This window comes from Novosphingobium sp. (genome assembly GCF_039595395.1).
In the GTDB taxonomy this organism is placed as follows: Bacteria; Pseudomonadota; Alphaproteobacteria; order Sphingomonadales; family Sphingomonadaceae; genus Novosphingobium.
Map to the genome: position 1 here is coordinate 1,629,416 of NZ_JBCNLP010000001.1, position 21,388 is coordinate 1,650,803.

At 64.3% G+C, this 21,388-nt stretch carries 18 protein-coding genes; all 18 read left to right on the forward strand.

Annotated elements, in window-relative coordinates; genetic code table 11:
• Positions 1-61: 61 nt before the first annotated feature.
• A complete protein-coding gene (tssB, locus tag ABDW49_RS07645; protein WP_343610909.1) occupies positions 62-586 on the forward strand; it encodes a type VI secretion system contractile sheath small subunit in 525 nt (174 codons plus the stop codon).
• Positions 587-603: 17 nt separating this feature from the next.
• The gene (gene tssC / locus ABDW49_RS07650; RefSeq protein WP_343610911.1) at positions 604-2,094 is read left to right on the forward strand and encodes a type VI secretion system contractile sheath large subunit; all 1,491 of its coding nucleotides are present in this window, start codon (positions 604-606) and stop codon (positions 2,092-2,094) included.
• 102 nt (positions 2,095-2,196) lie between these two features.
• Positions 2,197-2,691, forward strand: coding sequence for a type VI secretion system tube protein Hcp (locus tag ABDW49_RS07655; RefSeq protein WP_343610913.1), 495 nt, complete (start codon positions 2,197-2,199; stop codon positions 2,689-2,691).
• Positions 2,692-2,705: 14 nt separating this feature from the next.
• Complete coding sequence (locus tag ABDW49_RS07660; protein WP_343610914.1) at positions 2,706-3,491, forward strand: type VI secretion system accessory protein TagJ; 786 nt, start codon at positions 2,706-2,708, stop codon at positions 3,489-3,491.
• Between the two features lie 2 nt (positions 3,492-3,493).
• On the forward strand, positions 3,494-4,027 hold the full coding sequence (tssE, locus tag ABDW49_RS07665) for a type VI secretion system baseplate subunit TssE (protein ID WP_343610916.1): 534 nt from the start codon (positions 3,494-3,496) through the stop codon (positions 4,025-4,027).
• A 5-nt stretch (positions 4,028-4,032) separates the two neighbouring features.
• On the forward strand, positions 4,033-5,889 hold the full coding sequence (gene tssF / locus ABDW49_RS07670; RefSeq protein ID WP_343610918.1) for a type VI secretion system baseplate subunit TssF: 1,857 nt from the start codon (positions 4,033-4,035) through the stop codon (positions 5,887-5,889).
• A complete protein-coding gene (gene tssG / locus ABDW49_RS07675; protein ID WP_343610921.1) occupies positions 5,853-6,884 on the forward strand; it encodes a type VI secretion system baseplate subunit TssG in 1,032 nt (343 codons plus the stop codon). The genes tssF and tssG overlap by 37 nt, the downstream gene beginning before the upstream one ends.
• Positions 6,885-9,581 (forward strand): type VI secretion system ATPase TssH, encoded by a 2,697-nt coding sequence (gene tssH, locus ABDW49_RS07680; protein ID WP_343610923.1) that lies wholly within the window; start codon positions 6,885-6,887, stop codon positions 9,579-9,581. It begins immediately after the preceding gene.
• A 27-nt stretch (positions 9,582-9,608) separates the two neighbouring features.
• On the forward strand, positions 9,609-10,520 hold the full coding sequence (locus ABDW49_RS07685; protein WP_343610925.1) for a M15 family metallopeptidase: 912 nt from the start codon (positions 9,609-9,611) through the stop codon (positions 10,518-10,520).
• An 8-nt stretch (positions 10,521-10,528) separates the two neighbouring features.
• Positions 10,529-11,053 (forward strand): hypothetical protein, encoded by a 525-nt coding sequence (locus tag ABDW49_RS07690; RefSeq protein ID WP_343610926.1) that lies wholly within the window; start codon positions 10,529-10,531, stop codon positions 11,051-11,053.
• Positions 11,054-11,079: 26 nt separating this feature from the next.
• Positions 11,080-11,367, forward strand: a complete 288-nt coding sequence (locus tag ABDW49_RS07695; RefSeq protein WP_343610928.1) for a hypothetical protein — start codon at positions 11,080-11,082, stop codon at positions 11,365-11,367.
• Positions 11,364-12,215: a hypothetical protein gene (locus tag ABDW49_RS07700; protein WP_343610929.1), complete on the forward strand. Its 852-nt coding sequence runs from the start codon at positions 11,364-11,366 to the stop codon at positions 12,213-12,215. The genes ABDW49_RS07695 and ABDW49_RS07700 overlap by 4 nt, the downstream gene beginning before the upstream one ends.
• 15 nt (positions 12,216-12,230) lie before the next feature.
• Positions 12,231-12,563, forward strand: a complete 333-nt coding sequence (locus tag ABDW49_RS07705) for a PAAR domain-containing protein (RefSeq protein WP_343610931.1) — start codon at positions 12,231-12,233, stop codon at positions 12,561-12,563.
• A 19-nt stretch (positions 12,564-12,582) separates the two neighbouring features.
• Entirely contained in the window at positions 12,583-16,128 is a 3,546-nt protein-coding gene (locus ABDW49_RS07710; RefSeq protein WP_343610933.1) for an RHS repeat-associated core domain-containing protein, read from the forward strand.
• On the forward strand, positions 16,125-16,421 hold the full coding sequence (locus ABDW49_RS07715) for a hypothetical protein (protein ID WP_343610936.1): 297 nt from the start codon (positions 16,125-16,127) through the stop codon (positions 16,419-16,421). The genes ABDW49_RS07710 and ABDW49_RS07715 overlap by 4 nt, the downstream gene beginning before the upstream one ends.
• A 224-nt stretch (positions 16,422-16,645) precedes the next feature.
• Positions 16,646-17,131, forward strand: coding sequence for a glycine zipper 2TM domain-containing protein (locus tag ABDW49_RS07720; protein ID WP_343610937.1), 486 nt, complete (start codon positions 16,646-16,648; stop codon positions 17,129-17,131).
• Positions 17,132-17,133: 2 nt separating this feature from the next.
• Positions 17,134-17,889 carry a hypothetical protein gene (locus ABDW49_RS07725; RefSeq protein ID WP_343610939.1) on the forward strand — a complete coding sequence of 252 codons (756 nt, stop codon included), beginning with the start codon at positions 17,134-17,136 and terminating at the stop codon, positions 17,887-17,889.
• Between the two features lie 141 nt (positions 17,890-18,030).
• Entirely contained in the window at positions 18,031-21,207 is a 3,177-nt protein-coding gene (locus ABDW49_RS07730; RefSeq protein ID WP_343610941.1) for a PAS domain S-box protein, read from the forward strand.
• Positions 21,208-21,388 lie beyond the last annotated feature (181 nt).

A 21,388-nucleotide genomic window follows, 5' to 3' on the forward strand; every position in this document is an offset into this window, starting at 1 on the left:
AAGCTAACGGCTGACGACAGTCTAACGGCTGTCACGGGCTCATCAAAAGGCGGGAAAACCAATGATTGCAAAGAGTGGTCAGCGCTTCATCAAGGAAAACCGGGCGCCGCGTGTTCACATCGAATATGAGGTGGAAACCTACGGTTCGCGCCAGAAGATCGAACTGCCCTTTGTGATGGGTGTCCTCTCCGACCTTTCGGGCAAGAGCCTGGTCGACAAGAAGGATGTCGCCAAGCGCGATTTCGTCGAGTTCGACATGGACAATTTCGATGAGCGCCTCGAGGCGATCGCGCCGCGCGCGGCCTTTGCGGTGGACAACACGCTGACTAATAACGGCAAGCTGGCGGTTGATCTGACCTTCAAGTCGATCAACGATTTCCTGCCGGGCGAGGTGGTCAAGAATGTCCCCGCTCTGGCCCAATTGCTTGAGGCGCGCCAGAAGCTGCAGGATCTGCTGGTCTATATGGACGGCAAGGAAGGCGCCCAGCAACTGCTGGAAAAGGTGCTGAAGGACCCGGCTTTGCTGTCGGCGCTCTCCTCTGCCGATGCCGCGAAGAGCGATGCCAATTCGGCCGAACAGGCCTGAGACCGGGGATAACAGACATGGCACAGGAATCCGTTCAGGGCGGCACCGCGTCGCTTCAGGCCGAAGTCGCGCAGCTCGATGATTTCACCGCGCTGCTCCAGAAGGAGTTCAAGCCGGCCGACGACATCCGCAAGAACCGCATCGAGGAATCGGTCAAGACCCTGGCGCACCAGGCGCTGGAGAATGCCTCGATCATCGGCGAGGATGTCTATGCCACGGTCGACGCGCTGCGCGCCGAGCTGGATCGCAAGCTGACCGAGCAGGTCAACCAGATCATCCACAATGAAGAGTTTCAGGCGCTGGAAAGCGCGTGGCGCGGTCTTCATTACATGGTGATGAACACCTCGACCGGCAAGGACATGAAGATCCGCGTCATGAACATGTCGAAGGAGGAATGTCGCAAGATGTTCCGCCAGTATCGCGACGCGGCATGGGATCAGAGCCCGCTCTTCAAGAAGGTCTATGAGTCCGAATTCGGTCAGCTTGGCGGTCAGCCCTATGGCGCTTTCGTCTGCGACTATTACTTCGACCACACTGCGCCCAATCTGGAGGTCATGAAGGGCCTCGCCAAGATCGGTGCCGCCGCGCATGCGCCCTTCATTGCCGCCGCCGCGCCGCCGCTGTTCGGCATGGAAAGCTGGACCGAACTGTCCAACCCGCGCGATCTGGGCAAGTTGTTTGATGCGCAGGAATATTCGGCCTGGCGCACCTTCCGCGCTTCGGAGGACAGCCGCTATCTCTCGCTGACCATGCCGCGCTTTCTGGGCCGCCCGGTCTATGGCGCCAAGACCGAGCCGGTCGATGAGTTTGATTTCGAAGAGGAAACCGGCGGCGAGCACGATCATCACCTCTGGCTCAACGCCTCCTACGCCATGGGCACGCGCATCACCGATGCGTTCAACACCTATGGCTGGTGCACGCGCATTCGCGGCGTGGAATCGGGTGGCACGGTCGAGGGCCTGCCGACCGCGACCTTCCCGACCGACGAGGGTGGTGTGGACTATAAATGCCCCACCGAAATCGCGATTTCCGACCGTCGCGAGGCCGAGCTGTCGGCTGCGGGCATGATTGCGCTGATCCATCGCAAGAACAGCGATCAGGCCACCTTCATCGGCGCCCAGACGCTGCATCGCGCGAAGAATTACGAGAATGCCGACGCCACGGCGAATGCCAATCTCTCGGCGCGTCTGCCCTATATCTTCGCGAGCTGCCGTTTCGCCCATTACCTCAAGTGCATGGTGCGCGACTGGGTGGGCGGCAACCGTGAGGCCGACCAGCTTCAGCGCGACCTGCACAATTGGGTTCTGCAATATGTGGACGGCTCGCCCGCCCTGTCGAGCGAAGAAACCAAGGCGCGTCTGCCGCTCAAGGATGCCAAGATCGAAATCGTTCCCGACGATGAAAATCCAGGTTACTATAAGGGCAAGTTCATGTTCGTTCCGCATTACCAGTTGGAAGGCATGGATATTGCACTCAGCATGGTTTCGAGATTGCCGCGAAGCGCGTGATTTTCGCGATGAGTTGATTTTCATGTCATGAAATTTCGAGCTATTGCAACAATCGGATTCTAAATTCGAAGTTATTGCTCAATATTACTTAGGGGATATCTAATGGCAGTTGACTTGTTCCTGAAGATCGACGGGATCGACGGTGAGAGCCAGAAGAAGGGCCATGAGAAGGAAATCGACATCATTTCCTTCAACTTCGGCGCGGCCCAGCATGGTTCGTTCCACACCGGCGGCGCTGGTGGCGGTGCAGGCAAGGCTGAAATCCGCGACATTTCGATCACCAAGGAAGTCGACAAGTCGTCGCCCAAGCTGTTCAGCGCTTGTGCTTCGGGTCGTCACATTCCGCAGATCATCATCTACTCGCAGAAGGCCGGCGACGGCACCAACCCGCTGGTCTATTACAAGATCACGCTGCAGGATGTGATCGTTTCTTCGGTGGACAATCAGGGTGCCAGCCACGGCGATGCCATCATGGAATCGATCGTGTTCAACACCGCCAAGGTGACCTTCGACTATCAGCCGCAGAACCGCACCGGCGGCAAGGACGGCGGCATCATCACCGCCAGCTACGACATTCGTCAGAACGTCGCCAGCTGATCGCGGGCAAGCACATGGCGGATGCCGATACTCTGCTGCGTTCGGGCGATGTCGATGGGGCGCGTGCCGCCCTCGTCGCAACCGTCCGGGCGCAGCCCGCCGATCAGGCGGCGCGCATGTTCCTGTTCCAGCTTCTGGCGGTCGCCGGTGAGTGGGACAAGGCGAAGAAGCAGTTGCAGGCGCTGGCCCAGCTTTCGGGCGAGGCACAGATGCTTGCGATGGCCTATGGCCAGGCGATCGACGCCGAGCTGGAACGCGCAGAGGTCTTTGCCGGGCGCCAGCGTGCACGCCAGCATGCGGCATCCGACTGGTGCGAGGGTGTGGTCGATGCGCTGCATCACCTGACCAACGGACGCGTGGCGGAGGCCATCGCCGCGCGCGATGCCGCCTTCGACGCCGCGCCCGACACGCCCGGCGCGTTCAACGATGAGGCTTTCGCGTGGATCGCCGACGCCGATGCGCGTTTCGGCCCCGCTTTCGAGGCGATCATCGGTGGCCGCTATGGCCTGCAGCCTTTCGATCAGATTGCCAGCATCACCAGCGAGGGGCCGCGCGACCTGCGCGATCTGGTCTGGTATCCGGTGCAGATCGCTTTCAAATCCGGCCAGTCGGTGGCAGGTTTCCTGCCCGCGCGCTATCCCGGCAGCGAGGCTTCCCCCGAAACCGCCGAACGTCTTGCCCGTGCCACCGAATGGCGCGTGAGCGATCTCGGCGATCTCGGATCTGGCCAGCGCCTCTGGACGCTCTCGGACGGCGAGGATCGCGGGCTGCTGTCCTTGCGCACTTTGCGCTTCGACTGACCATGGCCGTCAGTCACCGTCTTACGCCCACGCTGTTCGACAAGCTGGTGGCGGACATCGACATTTCCGGCCTGAAGGACATCCATTCGGATGCGCCCGAAGTCTCGCGCGAGAAGTTTCGGCATTACACCGTGCCCCGGCTCGACCGTTTCAACGAGGCGGCGCTGCGCGGCACGATCCGGCGCGAGCTGGCATGGCTGCTCAACACCACCAATCTGGAGGCGCTCCATGATCTGGAGCCCTATCCGCATGTCCAGACTTCGGTGCTGAACTATGGCCTCAGCGATCTGGCGGGCAAGCCTTTGACGCGGCGCGCCATTCTCAACCGCGCGCGGGAAATCCGCAAGGCGATCCGCCAGTATGAGCCGCGTCTGGGCGAGGAAACGCTCAGTGTCGAACCGGCCGAGAGCCATGATCGCCCCAACACCGTCACCTTCATCATCCGCGCCGACATCACGGCGGCGGCGCAGGCCATGCCGGTGAAATTCCGGACCGAGGTCGACCCGGAAACGGTCTCCGTCGACGTGCGGGAGTAGGGCAGATGGACCCGCGCCTGCTGCGCCATTACAACGACGAACTTGCCTATCTGCGCGAGGCCGCGCGCGAATTTGGCGAGGAGCATGAGACCGTCGCCGGCCGCCTCGGCCTCAAGACGCCGACCGATCCCGACCCCTATGTCGAGCGACTGCTGGAGGGTGTGGCCTTTCTGGGCGCGCGGGTTCAGCTCAAGCTGGCGGATCAATATCCCGAGTTCACCTCGCATCTGCTGCATGCGATCCAGCCGCATTATCTGGCACCGATGCCCTCGATCTGCATCGCCGGTTTCGAGCCCAAACAGGGCGAGCAGAATTTGCTGGCAGGGCATCATGTGCCGCGCGGCACGCAGCTTGTGGCCAACACGCATGACAATGCGCCGGTAATCTTCCGCACCGGGCATGACGTTACCATGTGGCCGCTGGCGATTGTCGAGGCGGAGTATCTCTCCACCCGCGCCGCCGTGGCCTCCTATGCCGGTTCGGGCGAGATCCGTGCCGAGGCTGGCCTGCGCTTGCGTTTCGCCGCCACGCCGGGCGCCGATCTGTCGCAGATCAAGGTCAAGGATCTGCCGCTTCATCTGCATGGCGCCGAGGCTGTGCCCAACGAACTCTACCGCCAGATCATCGGCGAGACCCTGGGCGTGCTGGCGCGCTCGGCGGATGCCCCGGCCAATGCGCCATGGATGGCGCTGCCGTTGCCGGAACAGATCGGTTTCGAGGATGACGAGGCCCTGCTTCCGGCAGAGCAACGCTCTTTCCGTGGCTATCGACTGCTGTCGGAATATTTCGCGTGTCCCGAAAGGTTTCTCTTCGCGCGCCTGAAAGGGCTGGACCGCGCCTTTCGCGCCTCGCCGCAGATGTGCGATGTGGTGCTGTTGTTCTCGCGCGCCTCGCCCACGCTGGCCCGTGCGGTGGACAAGAGCAACTTCAAGCTTTTCGCCACCCCCGCGATCAACCTCTTCGAAAAGCAGCTCGACCGCGTTCAGGTCCGCCCGCACGAGCATGAGCTGCATGTCATCCCCGACCGCACGAAGCGCAATGATTTCGAGGTGTTCCGCCTGCTCGACGTCAAGGCCTATGCCCGCGACAATCTCGATCCAAAGACGGTGGCGCCGCTCTATGCTTTCGGCGCGCTGCTCTATGACTGGCGCGAGGCGTTGTTTTACTCGACGCAATTGCGTCCACGTCGTCTGTCCACGCGCGAAAGACGCCTGCGCCGCCGCAGTGAATATGTCGGCACGGACACATGGCTCAGCCTGACCTCGCCCGGCGATGCCGCACGGCTGGATGATGTGCATGAACTGGCGGTGCGAGCTCTGGTCACCAACCGCGAACTGCCCGAACTGCTGTCGTTTCGCGGCGATCAGCATTTCACCGTCTCGGGCGTTCCGGCCCGCGCAGTCACGGTGCTGCGCGCGCCGACGCGCCCGCGCCCGCCGCTGGGGCTGGGCGATGCGGCATGGCGGGTGATCGCGCATCTCACGCCCAATTACGCCACGCTCGCCTCGGAGGATCATGACGATCCTTCCGCCCTGCGCGACCATCTCGCGCTCTATGGCCAGCAGGATGAGGCTGCCTTGCGCCGCCAGATCGATGGCGTTCTGGCGATCCGCTCGGCCAAGGTGATGCGCCGCGTGCCGGGGCTCGACCGTATGGCGCTGGCGCGTGGTCACCGTATCCGCATCAAGCTGGACGATGCCGCTTTCGACAAGAGCGGCATGTTCCTGTTCACCGCCGTTCTGGAGCGTTTTCTGGGGGAATTTGCCAGCATCAACGCCTTTACCGAATGCCACTTCCACAGTCCGAACGAGGGGGATGTCGCGCAATGGCCGCCGCGCATGGGTCGCCGCCACACCATCTGACCTTTCTCGAAAGGATCAGGGAGAAGGCGCGCCTGTTCGGGATGTTCCCGGCGGTGCGCGGCGCGGAGGCGCGTGCGCCCGATCTGCCGCTGCTGGGCCATGCGCGGCGGCCCGACCAGAGCATCGTCGATCTGGCGCAGGTGCCCGCCATGCACTTTCCCGCGCCCACGCTGCATTCGGTGGAGTTCCGCCATCAGCGCGCGCAGATCAACGGCTATTGGCTGGGGCTGACCGGGCCGATGGGGCCGCTGCCGGTCCACCTTACCGAGTTCGCGGCGTTCGAGCATCGCTATGCCAAGCAGCGGCCCTTTGGTCGCTGGCTGGATGTGCTGGCGAACCGCATGCTGCAGTTCTTCTATCGCGCATGGGCGGATTCCCAGCCAGCGGTGCAGGCCGACCGGCCCGCCGACGATCGCTTCGGCAACTATCTGGCCTTTCTTTCGGGCGCGACCGAGGGTGTTTCCGATAGCGCCGCTTTTCCGGCACGGGCGCGGGTGCATTATGCCTCGCTCTTCGCCTCGCGGCGCAGTGCGATTGGTATCGAGGATTCGCTGGGCCATCTGCTCGGCCAGCCGGCGCGGGTGATCGAATATCAGCCGCGCTGGCGTGAGATCGAGAAGGAAGATCGCAGCCGCCTCGGCAAGGGTTTTGCCACTTTGGGGCAGGATGTGGTGCTGGGCAGCCGCATCCGCACCGCATCTGACAGTTTCAGCGTGGTGATCGGCGCGCGCAATTTTGGCGAGTTTGAAAAACTGCTGCCGGGCCAGCCGCGCTTTACCATTGCATCCGAGGCGCTCGATGCCTTTGCGCCCAGCCATCTGGAATGGGACATCCGCATCGATATTCCGCAAAGCGAAGTTCCGCCCGCGCGGCTCGACGGGCGCACGCGGCTGGGCTGGACCGGCTGGCTCAGCCCGAAACCATCCGACACCATCCGGTCCGACGCGCATCTGCGCCGCATGAAACCGGCTCACGCATCCTTGGGGGAACTGTAAATGTCCGAGATCAGCCGCGCTTCCCTTTTCGAACGCCTCGGCCCGGTGCCGCTCAAGGCCATCGAGACCGCGACCAGCTTCTGCAAGATGCGCGGCAACCCCTATGTCGAGCTGGTGCACTGGCTGCATATTCTGCTGCAGGACCCGCGCAACGATCTCGCCGCGATCCGCAGCAGCTTCGGGCTGGACGATGCGCGGTTGACGCAGGATGTGGTGGCGGCGCTCGATGCCCTGCCGCGCGGCGCCAGCGCCATTTCCGATTTCGCGCCCCAGATCGAGGAAGCCATCGAGAAGGGCTGGCTCTATGCCTCGCTGCAATTCGGGGCGGGGCGGGTGCGCTCGGGCCATCTGTTCTATGGCATGCTCAAGACGCCGACCTTGCGCAATGCGCTCTATGCGCTAAGCGGCGAGTGGCGCAAGGTCAGCGCCGACAAGCTTGGCAGCAGCTTTGACGAAGTGATCGCCGCTTCGGCTGAAACCAGCGAGCGCACTGCTTCCGTTCCCGCAGCAGGCGAAGTTGAACCTGGCGCCGTGGCCGCCGGGCGCGGCGAGGCTCTGGCGAAATACTCCGTCGATCTGACCGCCAAGGCTCGCGCCGGAGAGATCGACCGCATCATCGGGCGTGATGCCGAAATCCGTCAGGTGGTCGATATCCTGCTGCGCCGTCGCCAGAACAATCCCATCCTTGTCGGCGAGGCGGGCGTGGGCAAGACGGCGGTGGCCGAGGGTTTCGCCCGCCGCGTCGCCGATGGCGATGTGCCCCCCGCGCTGGAAGGCGTGACGGTGCGTTCGCTCGACATCGGGCTGATGCAGGCCGGGGCCGGGGTGAAGGGCGAGTTCGAGAAGCGCCTGCGCCAGGTGATCGATGAGGTCGAAAGCTCGCCGGTGCCGATCATCCTGTTCATCGATGAGGCGCATACGCTGATCGGCGCGGGCGGTCAGGCGGGCACGGGCGATGCCGCCAATCTGCTCAAGCCGGCGCTGGCGCGCGGGCGGCTGCGCACCATCGCGGCCACGACCTATGCCGAATATCGCCAGTATTTCGAGAAAGACCCGGCGCTGACCCGCCGTTTCCAGACCGTCGATGTGGGGGAGCCCGAGACCGGCAAGGCGATCGACATGATCCGCTCGGTCGCGCCAATGATGGAGAAGCATCACGGCGTCACCGTGCTGGATGAGGCGGTTGCGGCGGCGGTGCTGCTCTCGCAGCGTTATGTGCCCGCGCGGCAGTTGCCCGACAAGGCGGTGAGCCTGCTCGATACGGCCTGCGCGCGCGTGGCCGTCTCGCAGCATGCCACGCCTGCCACGGTGGAGGATCGCCGCCGCCGCCTCGAGCTGCTGGAGATCGAACGCGAGGTCGTCGCGCGTGAAGCCTCGGATCATTATCGCAGCGATGATCGCCTTGAACGCATCGAGGAAGAAATCACCGCTGCGCGCGAGGCGCTGGAGACCGTCACCGCCAAGTGGGAGCGGGAGAAGGAAGCGCTGGCCGGTGTGGCCACCGCCCGCGATGCCCTGCGTACCGCCCGGCAGGATGATGCTCAGGACGAGGCCTCGTTGAAGGCCGCGCTTGAAACCGCATTGGCGACGATGCGCGATGTGCAGGCCGATACGCCGATGGTCTTTGGCGTGGTCGATCAGGATGCCATTGCGGCGGTGGTCGGCGACTGGACGGGCATTCCGGTGGGCCGCATGGTCAAGGACGAGATCCAGAGCGTGCTGACCATCGTGGATCAGTTGAAGGCGCGGGTCGTCGGGCAGGATCATGCCATGGATGCCATCGCCAAGCGCATCCAGACCAGCCGGGCCAAGTTGGACAATCCCAACAAGCCGGTCGGCGTCTTCATGCTCTGCGGCCCCTCGGGCGTGGGCAAGACCGAGACGGCGCATGCGCTGGCCGAGCTGCTGTTCTCGGGCGATGACTCGCTGATCGTCATCAACATGAGCGAGTTTCAGGAGGCGCATACCGTCTCGACGCTGAAGGGCGCGCCTGCCGGTTATGTCGGTTACGGACAGGGCGGTGTGCTGACCGAGGCGGTGCGCCGTCGCCCCTATTCGGTGGTGCTGCTTGATGAGGTGGAGAAGGCCCATCCCGACGTCCATGAGATGTTCTTCCAGGTCTTCGACAAGGGTTTCATGAACGACAGCGAAGGCCGCTTCATCGATTTCAAGAACACCATCATCCTGCTCACCTCCAATGTCGGCACCGATCTGGTGATGACCCTGTCGGAAGACGAGGAGATGAAGCCCGATCCCGAAGCGCTGGCCGGAGCGCTGCGCCCCGATCTGCTCAAGACCTTCCCGCCCGCGCTGCTGGGCCGCCTGCTGGTGCTGCCCTATTATCCGCTGAGCCCCGACATGCTCGCAGGCATCGTGCGCCTGCAGTTGAAGCGCATCGAGAAGCGCATCGCCGAGAACCACAAGATCACGCTCGGCTTCGCGCCATCGGTGGTCGATCTGATCGTCTCGCGCTGCAATGAGGTGGCGTCGGGCGGGCGCATGATCGATGCGATCCTCACCAACACGCTGCTGCCCGAAATGTCGATCCAGCTTCTGGAACGCCAGATGCGCGGGGAAGAGGTCGCCGGGATCGAGGTCTCGGCCGGGCCGGACGGTTTCCATTACGCTTTCACCGACAGGCAGGCGCAGCCAGCGCCGCTCGCGGTGGCCGAGCAGCTTGAGAACCTTGTCGAGTAATTTGACCATAACGCCAGGAGAAGCACTATGACGACAGCCTTGAGCGGCTCGGTCGGCCTGTCGGGAAGGAACCTGCGGCAGGACACGATCATCGTCCAGACGCTGTTGAAGCGGCTGGGGATGCAACTGGGCCTGATCGATGGCCTGTGCGGCCCGAAAACCCAATCCGCGATCATCCGCTATCAGAGCGGTTTCATGCGCAACCCCGATGGGCTGGTCGAGCCTCAAGGGATGACGTGGCGGCATCTCACCGGCCAGCAGAACGCCAGGCCCGCCGCGCGCTCCGCTGTCAGCCCGCCGGTTGCGCCGTTGCGCACGCCGGTTCGGGCGCCTGCGCCGGTGCGTGCACCCGCGCCTGTCGCTCAGCCCGCTGCCCAGCCCACGCCCGCGCCCAACAGCACCACCTCCTTCCTGACCGAGGTGCCCAAGCCTGCGCGCAACACGATCAATCAGGGGCTGACCTCGCCCTCCAACGATATGTTGCTGCGCAAATTCGGCGCCCCGCGCGAGAATTACAGCCAGCAGGACCAGCCGATCACCAATCCGAAGCTGAAGGCCATGATGGTCAGAAAGTCGGTGGGGCCTTTCACGGCCTATGGCCTGGGCCCGGCTGTGGAGAGCCTGTCGCGTGTCATGGCCGATGTGCAGCGCGAGATGCCCGAACTGTACAGCGCGCTGGGCAATGCCGGCATGTGCGTGGTGCGCAACCAGCGCGGTTCCTCGACGCGCATATCGAACCACAGTTGGGGCACGGCCATCGATATGCAGATCAATCACAAGACCGATCCTCGCGGCAACAACAAGGTCTATTACGGCCTGACCCTGCTTGCCCCCTATTTCAACAAGCATGGCTGGTATTGGGGTGCAGCTTTCCGCACCGAGGATGGCATGCATTTCGAATGCAGCGCCTCGCTGATCGCCAGCTTTCCCAACCCGTGAGGATCTTGATGATGAAAAGCGCTCTTGTCGCTCTCGTGCTGGCGGCTGGCGGTGTGGCCGCTGGTGGACTGGCCGCTTCGCATGCCCGCGCTCAGGCTCCCGCTGGCGCGGGGCTGGCCTGGTCGCAGGACCCTGCGAGCAAATGCCGCTTTGTGGCGCCCCGCTCGCTGCCGGCCGGGCCAACCTACTGGACCGGGGATTGCCCCGGCGGCAAGGCCTCGGGGCTGGGCATGCTGCGGCGGCGCGACGGCCAGAAAAGCGGCGAGGCCTTCTATGGCGAGTTCCGCAATGGCGTGCCGACCATCGGTGCGATCGATTTCGCCAAGGGCAACACCGGCGGCTATATGGTCGGCCGTTTCGTGAATGGCGATGTCGGCATGGGAGAGGTGCCGCCCAATGACCGTATCGACGGCTTCAACGTCGCCGCCTCTGCCGCCCGCGCGGTGAGCCTGCGTTTCAAGGCGCAGGGCAATGCCGGTTCAGCCGCTTTCTACGCCAAACAGGCCAAGACGCTGGAAATGCAGATCGAATGATCCTGAGCCGGAAAGAGGCAGGGTCGATGCTCTCGCTCGCGCTGCTGACATGCGGCGCGGGTGGGGCTTATGCGTCCGTTCCTGCGGGCGCGGCGATGCCGGCCGATGTGCGTGCCTTTATGGCGCGCCGCGAAAGCTGTGACCATGCGCGGGGCGAGGAGCCCTATGACAAGGCGCGTGCCCGCCAGCTTGAGCAGCAGGTCAAGCGCTTCTGCAAAGGCACCGATGCCGATCTGGCCCGCCTGAAACGCGCCCATGCCGGTCAGCCTGCGGTGATGGCTGTGCTCGGTCGCTATGAGGCGGATGCGGAATGACATCGGGCATCATGCTCAGCGCTTCGGTCGGGCGCGGCGGCGTCAATGCGCCGCAGGATGTCGCGGCCATCCAGCAGAGCCTCAATGCGCGTGTGGGCGATCTCGGCCTCGGCGCGCTGCGCAGCGATGGCACCATGGACGAACCGACGATGACCGCCATCGGCCGCTATCAGTCCTTCGTGATGAGCACGGGCTCGGGCGGGCGGATCGATCCGGGCAGCGCCATCGTCGATCGCCTGTCGGATACGTCCCCCACCACGCTGATGCGGGAGCGGCTGGCGGCTCAGGCGGTGCAACGCAACCTCAGCGGCGCGGCCTGGTTTCGCGCCAATGAGGCACGCTTTCCCAACAGCGACCGCATCAGCGATCTGGCGCCCGCCTTCGCGGTGCAGGTCGACAGTTTTGTGGCCATGCTCAAGCGCGCCTCGGCCACGGTGCGGGTCAGTTCGACGCGGCGCAACCGCAACCGCGCATGGCTTATGCACTACGCCTGGATGGTCGCCCATGGCCAGATCAAGCCCGATGCGGTGCCCGCCAATGCCGAGGTGGAGATTTACTGGGATCATGGCGATGCGCGCGCCTCGCGCAAGGCGGCGCAGGCGATGGTCAATCTGTTTCATATCAGGTTCAAGCCCTCGCTCACCTCGAACCATATCGATGGCACGGCGATCGACATGACGATCAGTTGGGATCAGGCGATCGATGTCACCGACGCCTCGGGAAAAGCCACAAGGATCGATCAGCCGCGCTCGGGCAACAGCAATGACGATCTGCACAAGGTCGGCGCCACCTATGGCGTGCGCAAGCTGGCCACCGATCCGCCGCATTGGTCCGCCGATGGCCACTGAGAAGGAGAAGCGTCCATGCCGCCTGCCGCGCGCATAGCCGATCAGGAAAGCTGCCCGCACAAGAATGTGGCGACCATCGTCTCGGGCGAGCCGACGGTGCTCATCATGGGCCAGCCGGCGGCACGCAAGGGCGACCAGCTCGATTGCGGCAGCAAGGCCCAGATCGAGGCGGGCTGCCCGACCGTCAAGATCGGCAACAATGAGGCCGCGCGCATCGGCGACACCACCTGCCATGGCGGCACGCTGGCGACAGGCGCGGTGACCGTGCTGATCGGCGATGGCGCTCCGCCGCGCCGCACCACGCTCGACCGCGCCTATGCCAGCGGCGCGCCTTTCGTGCGGGCATGAGGGGAGCGCGGCGCAACTGATGGCCGAGGTGCCGCCTGATGCCGATGCCGGTGCGCCGGTGCTGTTCGCGCCTGTCGAGGCGCGGGCGGTTGCGGGCTGGGCGGCGGCCGGGCAGCTCTATGCGCTGATCGATGGCTGTGTTGCGCCCGATGTGCCGGGGCTGGTGGAGGCGGCGGGGCCGCAGCGCGGAGCCTGCCTCTATCAGGGCTGGGCGGCGGTCAGCTATCGCGACAAGGCGCCCTATCTGCTGCAGGTCGATGCGCGCATGGCCGAGGAGATCGCGCGGCGTTTCGACGGCAAGCCCTGGGGCTATTTCCTGCTGTCGAGCGCCGGATTCAAGGCGGTGCATCGCCAGTTGCGGCGTTTTATCAAGGTCTCCTCGCCGGAAGGTGAGGGGTGGATCTTCCGCTTTCACGATCCGCGCCTGCTGCCTGCCTATCTGCGCAGCTCGACGGTGGATGAGCTGAACGCTTTCTTCGGCCCGGTGCAGGCCTTTCTGACGGTCGATGGCGAGGGCATGGGCCATATGGCCTGGCGCGCCCCGCAGATCCTGCGCATGCCGCCCCGCCAGCCGGTGGGCGCGCGCCAGCGCATGAGCCGGGCCCATGTCGCGGCCTTCCGGCGCCGCGCGGGCAGCGACCGGCTGGCCGAGAGCTTCGCGGGTCTGCCCTATCCGCCCCGGCGCGACCTCCATTCCGACGATCTGCTGATCGACAGCCCCAGCGGCGGCGCCACGCGCATGAGCTTTGGCGGCGACGGGCAGGTCGAGCGTGTCACCAGCCCGCTGGGACGCCAGTGGCATATGGCGCACAGCGATCAGGGCAGGCTGACGGCGATGCGCATGCCTTCGGGGCTGGCGCTCGATCTGGCCTATGATCGGGGTGGCAATGTCGCTGCCGTCTCGCGCGGCGGGCGGGAGCGGTTTCGTGCGCGGCATGATGCGGTCAACCGGCTGGAGCGCGTGGATTTTCCCGATGGGACGTTCCATGGCCTCGCCTATCGCGATGAGGGCGGTGAGGCAGCGCGCGATCCGCAGGGGCGCTTTGTCACCGCCCGGCGCGACCGGCTGGGGCGGGTCGAGCGGCTCGATTATCAGGGCGATGCGCTGGCGACGATCAGCGACGGCAATGGCAACGGCACCCGCTTTCTCTATGGCGTCGGTCCTCAGCCCGAGGCCAGGATCCATGCTGATGGATCGCGCGAAACCTACAGCTTCGATCCTGCCGGAGCGCTTCAGCAACTGATCCGCGCCGATGGCCTGCGCATCGATATCAGCCGCAATGCGGCAGGCCAGATCACCCATATGGCCAGCGGCGAGGGCGCGGTGGCCAGCTTCGATTACGATGCGCGCGGCTTGCTGGTGGCGGCGCGCAATGCGGACATCGATCTGGTCTGGCGCTATGACGCGCAAGGCCGCCTGATCGAGGAGCGGCAGGGCGACCAGACCGTCAGCCATGTCTATGATGAGGCAGGGCTGCATGTCGGCCTTGTCTGGCCCGATGGCAGCGCGATGCGTTACGCGCGCGACGCCGATCAGCGCCTTGTTGCCATCACCGACTGGAGCGGTGGGCACCACGCCATCGACTATGCGCCCGAGGAAGGCGGATGGCGGATGCTCTCCCCCGGCGGGCTGGTGGCGACGACATGGCAGGATCAGGTCGGCCTGCCCACCGGGCGCCGTCTCGACACGCCGGAGGGCACCGCCTTCCAGCAAAGCTATGCCTATGATGCCGAGGACAGGCTGGTCGCGCGGGAGGACAGTCGGCTCGGCGCGCTGCGCGTGGATTACGATGCCGAGGGGCAGGTGCTGGCTTTCGATCCCGCGCATGGCCCGCGTGAGCATTTTGCCTATGACGGCGCGGGCAACCGCATCAGCGGGCCTGCGGGGGCGGCGCGGTTCAATGCGCTCAACCAGATGGTGGCGCAGGGGGGCGAGCACTTCGCCTATGACCCACGCGGCAATCTGGTGGAGCGGCAGGGCGGCGGCGCGGGCTGGCGTTATGGCTGGGATGGTTTCGACCGGCTGATCCGCGCGGAGGATGGCAGGGGGCTGGTCGTCCGCTTCGCCTATGATCCGCTGGGCCGCCGCATCCGCAAGGAGGTCGAGAGCGGCGCCACCTTGCGCATCACACGCTATGTCTGGGCGGGCGAGCAGCTTATCCGCGAGATCGAGACCGGCACTGGCGATGGCTGGCAGGACCGCGCCGCGCAGCAGATCCGCGACTATGCCTATTGGCCCGACAGCCATACGCCGCTGTTCCAGCGCGATGCCGCGGGCATCTACCACTATCACCTCGACCCCATCGGCACGCCGGTCCGCCTGACCGACACGCAGGGGCGCGTGGTGTGGGAGGCTGAACGCTCCGCCTTTGGTGCCATGCAGGTGATGGTGGCGGGGCGGCATCAGCCGCTGCGCCTGCCGGGCCAGTATCACGACGCCGAAACCGGGCTGCATTACAACCGGCACCGCTATTACGATCCGGCACTGGGGCGCTATCTCGGGCGCGATCCCATGGGAGCGGCGGGCGGCGTCAACCTCTATGCCTATGTCGGCAATGATCCGGTTAACCGTGCCGATCCATCGGGGCTGATGTGGTGGCAGATGGCGGTCTCTGCCGTGGCGGCCATTGCGGTGGCCGTGGCGGTGGTGATGCTGGCCCCGGTTGCGGCGCCCGCGCTGGCGGTGGCGCTGGTGGCGGGGGCGGCAGCAGGCGCGGTGGGTTTCGGCCTCAATGAGGCGCTGACCCAGAAGGAATTCTGCGCCTCCTGCATTCTGCTGGCGATGCTGAAAGGTGCGGCGGTCGGCGCGCTGGCGGCGGTGCCTTTCCTCTTCGTGCCTGCGGCGGCGGGCTATGCCGTTTATGCCGGGGTGGGCGCGATCAGCGGCTTTGTCAGCTATGTCGCCGATTGGGGCATCGACAATCTGGCGGGCAAGGACCGGCCGTGGAGCTGGAAGGAAGCGGGCATCTCGACCGGCCTCGGGCTGGTGGCTGGCCCGGCGGGCAAGTTCATTGCCGCGCGCCTTGCCCCCGGCGCGGCGGCGGCGGAAGAGGGCGCCGTGGCGAGCGAAGCGGCCGAGGCGGCCAAGCCCGCCAAGCCCGCTGTGCCCGAGGGTGAGGCCACCGCACCCGCCGAGCCCAGACCCGTAACCGGCGAGACCGATGCCACCGCGACGGGCAAGGAGGTCCATGCCAGGCTGGCGGAGGAGCGGCGCGCTTCGGGCGACTTCGACCTCGTCAACGAGCCGATCACCGATGCTCAGGGCAACGCCATCGAGGTGCCCAAGCGGGTCAATCTCAAGACCGGCGAGGCGGCCGACGATCGGGTGCAGATCGCGCGGCCCGACGCTGTGCGCTACAAGAATGAGATGATCCTCGACGACAAGCCGATGGGCAGGCCGATTGCCAAGGACCGGCAGGAAGTTATTCGATTCATTGACGCCTATTCGCAAAGTCAGGGTAAGCTGCCGGCGAAAATTGCCATTCAGAGATATGATCCGGTCACGGGTGAGCCTGTGGTCACCGAATTGTACACCCCCGAAGATTTCCTGCCGAAAGGGCGATGATGTCTGAACTCAATATCGCAGAGATTCCCTATGAGGATGGGACGATCCGCTACCGCTATGCCCGTTATATGGCTGAGGATGGCACGCGCTGGATCCGCCACGGCATGTTTTGTGCCTATCATCCCGACGGCACGCTCGCCTCTGAGGGCAACTATGTGGATGGCAAGGAGCAGGGCCTGTGGACCGATTATCACCCGAATGGGCAGATGGCTGCGCGGGGCCTCTATGCGGACGGGGCGGAAAGCGGCGCGTGGGAGTTCTGGAACGCCGACGGTTCACCGCAGAAACCATAGGTTTCGTCTCTATTTCTGAGTGAAAATGCTTGCCGGAAAAGATGGTCGAAGTAACGGATCGGCATCATTCGGCCCATGTGGAATAGGCGTGCGGTCCTCCTTGTGAAACAGGGGCGACGCCGTTATGACCGCAAGGCCTGATGTACGGTGGGGTTAAAGCGGAAACTTTTTCGGACTCAAGTCGTTGTGCGGACGTTCGTCAACATCGTTAGGGTGGAGTGTTTATGAAAAAAATGTTTCTTCTGATCGTGGCCATGATTTTTGCTGTCACAAGTGTGAACAGCCCGGCTGTTGCCGGTGAAGGCTGCGGCGGTTCGGGCACCAAGGGTGCCATCGTCGGCGGCGCGGTCGGCGGACTGCTCGGCCATAGCCTGGGGGGCAAGAACAAGCTGGCCGGCACCGTGCTGGGCGCGCTGGGCGGTGCGATCGTCGGTTCGGTGATCGCCAAGAAGCTCGATGAGTGCGAAAAGCAGAAGATGGCCGAAGCCAACGTCAATGCTGCCAACGCTCCTGTCGGCCAGACCCAGAACTGGACCAGCGACACCCGCTCGGACGTGCACGGCACCGTGACCGCTGCCGCTCCCGAGAAGCTGGCTGATGGCCGTCAGTGCCGCACCGTGACCAACGTGGCCTATATTTCGGGCCAGGAAGTGCGTGAGACGCCGCGTCTCTGCCGCACGCCCCCTGCCACCGAATGGAAGGTCGCCTGACCTTGCGGCACGTTGCCGCCTTGCTGTGTCTGACTGCGCTGGTGCCTCAAACGGCACTGGCGCAGAAGGCCGAGCAGACCTATTGCGCCTCCTATGATCTGCCGCAGTCCTATCAGACGGACGCTTTTGCCGCGCCGATGACCTATCGCGTGCAGAACACGCCCAATGGCAAGGTGCTGATCGCCGAAGGGCAGATCATGTCCGGCGAGTCCCAGCGGCTGCAGCAGGCGATCGCCAATGCGGGCGCGATCGAGGAGATCTGGTTCAATTCGCCCGGCGGGGCCGCGATGGAAGGGCCCTATATGGGCCGCATCATCCGCGCCAAGAACATGGCCGTGCGGCTGCGCAAGGACTACGCCTGCATCAGCGCCTGTTCCTATGCCTTTCTGGGCGGGGTGATCCGCACTGTCGAGCCGGGGGCCTATTACGGCATCCATATGTTCAGCGCGACGGGCGACTCCCAGGGCATGCTGGAGCTGTTCAACCGTTTCCAGGGCGTCAGTGCCAAGCGGGCAGAGCTGCTGCGCAAGGGCAATCCGCAGAAGAATGTCGATGCCGCCGTGGCGGAATATGTCGCGCAGGAATTGCGGACATGGGAGAAGGAATCGGCCAAGATCGCGGCGATCCGCGCGCGCTATCTGGTGGAGATGTCGCTCTCGCTCGATTTCATGACCGATGCGTTCAACACCGATTCCAACAAGGTCTGCTATCTCAGCCAGGCCGGGTTGAAGCGCTACAACGTGTTCAACGCGAACTGACCGGCAGGATCGCCCCCGAGGTGTGAACCGGTTTCGGCTTGCGCTCTCGGGGGCTTTTCCATCCTTTTCAGCAGAATACCGTGCTTAACTGAAACTTAGGCATGATCCCATAGGAAGGGGGATCAAGTCTGAGGGGCAAGCATGGCATCGCCGAATTTCGAACCGCAAACCAGCGATGCATCCTTGCGCGCGCTCAACCAGACCTATGCGGTTGCCACTTACACGCCCGAGGGCAAGGTCATCGGGGCGAACAACCAGTTCCTGCGGCTGATCGGCTATACGCTGGAGGAGTTGGTGGGGCTCGATACGGCGGCCTTCTTCTCCAACACCTATGCGCGCAACCATCGCGGCGATCTCTGGCGGCGTCTGGCGGGGGGGCAGCCCCTGCAGCAGACCGATATGTGGATCGGCAAGCATGGCGGCGAAATCTGGCTCAGCTCGCGCTATGTGCCGGTCAGCGACGCCGAAGGGCTGGTCGAGGCCGTGGTGCAGATCGCCGAGGATGCCACCGCTCTCCAGCAGAAGCGTGACGATGAGCGTGGCCAGATCGAGGCGATCCAGAACACGCAGGCGGTGATCCATTTCGGGCTGGACGGCACCATTCTGGACGCCAACGAGCTGTTCCTCAAGGCTGTCGGCTACCAGCGTGGGGATATCATCGGCCAGCATCATGCGATCTTCGTCGATCCGGTCGAGCGCGAGGGGCAGGCCTATGCCGATTTCTGGCAGGCGCTGGGCCGGGGCGAGCATCGCTCGGGCGAGTTCCGCCGTCTGGGGCGTGACGGATCGGATGTCTGGCTGCAGGCGGTCTACAGCCCGATCCTCGATCTGGCGGGGCGCCCGGTGAAGGTGGTGAAATATGCCACCGATATCACCGCCGAGAAGCTGCGCCGCGCCGAATATCAGTGGCAGGTCACCGCGATCCACAAGTCCAATGCGGTGGTCACCTTCGACATGCATGGCACCATTCTGGACGCCAATGACCATTTCCTTGAGGCGACCGGCTATGCGCTGGAGGAGATCGAGGGGCGGCATCACCGCCTTTTCGTCGACCCGGCCCATGCCCACAGCACCGATTACACCAGCTTCTGGCGCGATCTGCAGAAGGGGCGGCACCGCGCCGGGCTCTACCGCCGTTTCGGCAAGGATGGGCGCGAAGTCTGGCTGCAGGCCACCTACAACCCGATCTTCGATGCCGGCGGCAAGGCGGTCAAGGTCGTCAAATACGCTTCGGTGGTGACCGAGGAGCGGCTGGTGCAGGCCGACCATCAGGGGCAGATCGCCGCGATCGACAATGCCCATTGCGTGATCTATTTCGAGATTGACGGCACGATCATCGATGCCAATGAGAATTTCCTCGACACGATGGGCTATCGCTATGCCCAGGTGCGCGGGCAGCATCACCGCATGTTCGTGCCGCAAGAGGAGATCGCGCAACCCGCTTATGCCACCTTCTGGGACGATCTGGCCAAGGGTGAGCACAAGGTCGGCGAATATCGCCGTATCGGCAGCGACGGGCGTGAGGTCTGGCTGCATGCCACCTACAACCCGATCCGCGACATGAACGGTCAGGTCTTCAAGATCGTCAAATATGCCACTGACGTCACGGCGCACAAGCTGCGCAACGCCGATTACGAGGGGCAGATCGCGGCGATCAACAAGTCGCAGGATGTTGCGGTCTTTGCGCTGGATGGCACGATTCTGGACGCCAATGCCAATTTCCTCGCCACCATGGGCTATGCCCGCGAGGAGTTGATCGGCCAGCACCACGCCACGCTGGTGGACCGCGATCTGGCCAGCAGCCCGATCTACACCGAATTCTGGAACAAGCTGAAATCGGGCATTTTCCATTCCGGCATGTACAAAAGGCGCGGCAAGAACGGGAAGGAAGTGTGGCTGCAGGCCAGCTACAACCCGATCTTCGACCTCAATGGCCAGCCGACCAAGGTGGTGAAATATGCCATCGACGTCAGCTCGAACGTGGCGCTGGCCGATGCCTTCGACGAGGCCAAGCGGCAGGCGCACCATGATTCCGCCACCTCGCTGCCCAACCGCACCAAGCTGGCCTCCTTCATGAACAGCGCGCTGGCCGACCCGTTGGGCAGCATGGCGGTGTTCTACATCGACCTCGACCGCTTCAAGCCGATCAACGACACCTATGGCCATCACGTCGGCGACCGCGTGCTGGGTGAGGTGGCCGACCGCATGCGCCGCATGCTGCGCGAGGACCAGATCGTGGCCCGCGTGGGTGGCGATGAATTCGTGATCGTCGCGCCGGGCATGCAGGTCGAGGGCGTTGAGCGCTTTTGCCGCCAGCTTTTCGACGCCGTCTCCGCCCCGATCCGCCATGATGACGGCGAGATCGGCGTGGGTCTGTCGATCGGCATCGCCATTTCGCCGGGGGATGGCAACACGCCTGACGAATTGCTGCGCGCCGCCGATGCCGCGCTCTATCGTTCGAAACAGAACGGGCGGGGTATCTTCAGCTACTATTCCAGCGAGTTGAACGAGCGCATCAACGGCAAGCGCAAGATGATCGAGGAGATGCGCAACAGCCTGACGGCGGGCCATTTCTTCCTTGAGTATCAGCCGCGTTTCGACACGCAGTCGCGTGAGATCAGGAGCCTTGAGGCGCTGGTGCGCTGGCAGCATCCCGAAAAGGGCCGGGTCAATCCCGATGATTTCATCGCTCTGGCCGAACAATGCGGGCTGATCGTTCCGCTCGGCGAATGGGTGATGCAGACGGCCTGCAAGGCGGCGGCCGGATGGGGCGGGGCCGGGGTTTCGGTCAATGTCTCGCCGGTGCAGTTCCGTGACAGCGGCTTTGTCCAGAAGGTGCATGATGCGCTGGCGGCGTCCGGCCTGCCGCCGCATCTGCTGGAAATCGAGATCACCGAAGGCGTGCTGCTGGAGGATGCTGAGCGCGCGGTGGAGATGCTGGGCAGCCTGAAGGCCATCGGCGTCAAGCTGGCGATGGATGATTTCGGCACGGGCTATTCCTCGCTGAGCTATCTGCGCAACTTCCCCTTCGACGTGATCAAGATCGACCGCAGCTTTGTCAGCGATCTGGATGCCAGCGACAGCGCAAGGCCGATCGTGCAGGCCATTCTGGGGCTGGGCAAGGCGCTGGGCCTTTCGGTGACCGCCGAGGGAGTCGAGACCGACAAGCAACTGTCGCTGCTGCTGGCGGACCAATGCGCCGAGGTGCAGGGTTTCCTGATGGCCAGGCCGCTGTCGGAAGCGCAGGCCAGCTCCTTGCTGAGGGCGGAGAACATCACCGCGCGGCAGGATGGGGCATCCCAGGCCCAGCTTGCCTGAAGGGTGATGCGCTGATCCGCTGCGACAGATCGGCAGAACAGCACGGACTATCGATTGCGGGCTTAAGGTCTGTGCCGCTCCACCGTCGCTCAGTCGATCGTTAGGAGAAGGCTCATGATCATCAACAGCGTGACCTCGACACCGACCGATTACCTCACGCTTCAGCGTGTGGTAACCACAC

Excerpts from the sequence above, each read along its gene's own strand:
- ABDW49_RS07690 (WP_343610926.1), top strand. The coding sequence starts at position 10,529 with ATGATGAAAAGCGCTCTTGTCGCTCTCGTGCTGGCGGCTGGCGGTGTG.
- ABDW49_RS07685 (WP_343610925.1), top strand. The coding sequence starts at position 9,609 with ATGACGACAGCCTTGAGCGGCTCGGTCGGCCTGTCGGGAAGGAACCTG.
- tssG (WP_343610921.1), top strand. The coding sequence starts at position 5,853 with ATGGCCGCCGCGCATGGGTCGCCGCCACACCATCTGACCTTTCTCGAA.
- tssC (WP_343610911.1), top strand. The coding sequence starts at position 604 with ATGGCACAGGAATCCGTTCAGGGCGGCACCGCGTCGCTTCAGGCCGAA.
- ABDW49_RS07705 (WP_343610931.1), top strand. The coding sequence starts at position 12,231 with ATGCCGCCTGCCGCGCGCATAGCCGATCAGGAAAGCTGCCCGCACAAG.
- ABDW49_RS07730 (WP_343610941.1), top strand. The coding sequence starts at position 18,031 with ATGGCATCGCCGAATTTCGAACCGCAAACCAGCGATGCATCCTTGCGC.
- ABDW49_RS07660 (WP_343610914.1), top strand. The coding sequence starts at position 2,706 with ATGGCGGATGCCGATACTCTGCTGCGTTCGGGCGATGTCGATGGGGCG.
- ABDW49_RS07710 (WP_343610933.1), top strand. The coding sequence starts at position 12,583 with ATGGCCGAGGTGCCGCCTGATGCCGATGCCGGTGCGCCGGTGCTGTTC.
- ABDW49_RS07695 (WP_343610928.1), top strand. The coding sequence starts at position 11,080 with ATGCTCTCGCTCGCGCTGCTGACATGCGGCGCGGGTGGGGCTTATGCG.
- ABDW49_RS07655 (WP_343610913.1), top strand. The coding sequence starts at position 2,197 with ATGGCAGTTGACTTGTTCCTGAAGATCGACGGGATCGACGGTGAGAGC.
- tssE (WP_343610916.1), top strand. The coding sequence starts at position 3,494 with ATGGCCGTCAGTCACCGTCTTACGCCCACGCTGTTCGACAAGCTGGTG.
- tssF (WP_343610918.1), top strand. The coding sequence starts at position 4,033 with ATGGACCCGCGCCTGCTGCGCCATTACAACGACGAACTTGCCTATCTG.
- ABDW49_RS07700 (WP_343610929.1), top strand. The coding sequence starts at position 11,364 with ATGACATCGGGCATCATGCTCAGCGCTTCGGTCGGGCGCGGCGGCGTC.
- ABDW49_RS07715 (WP_343610936.1), top strand. The coding sequence starts at position 16,125 with ATGATGTCTGAACTCAATATCGCAGAGATTCCCTATGAGGATGGGACG.
- tssB (WP_343610909.1), top strand. The coding sequence starts at position 62 with ATGATTGCAAAGAGTGGTCAGCGCTTCATCAAGGAAAACCGGGCGCCG.
- tssH (WP_343610923.1), top strand. The coding sequence starts at position 6,885 with ATGTCCGAGATCAGCCGCGCTTCCCTTTTCGAACGCCTCGGCCCGGTG.
- ABDW49_RS07720 (WP_343610937.1), top strand. The coding sequence starts at position 16,646 with ATGAAAAAAATGTTTCTTCTGATCGTGGCCATGATTTTTGCTGTCACA.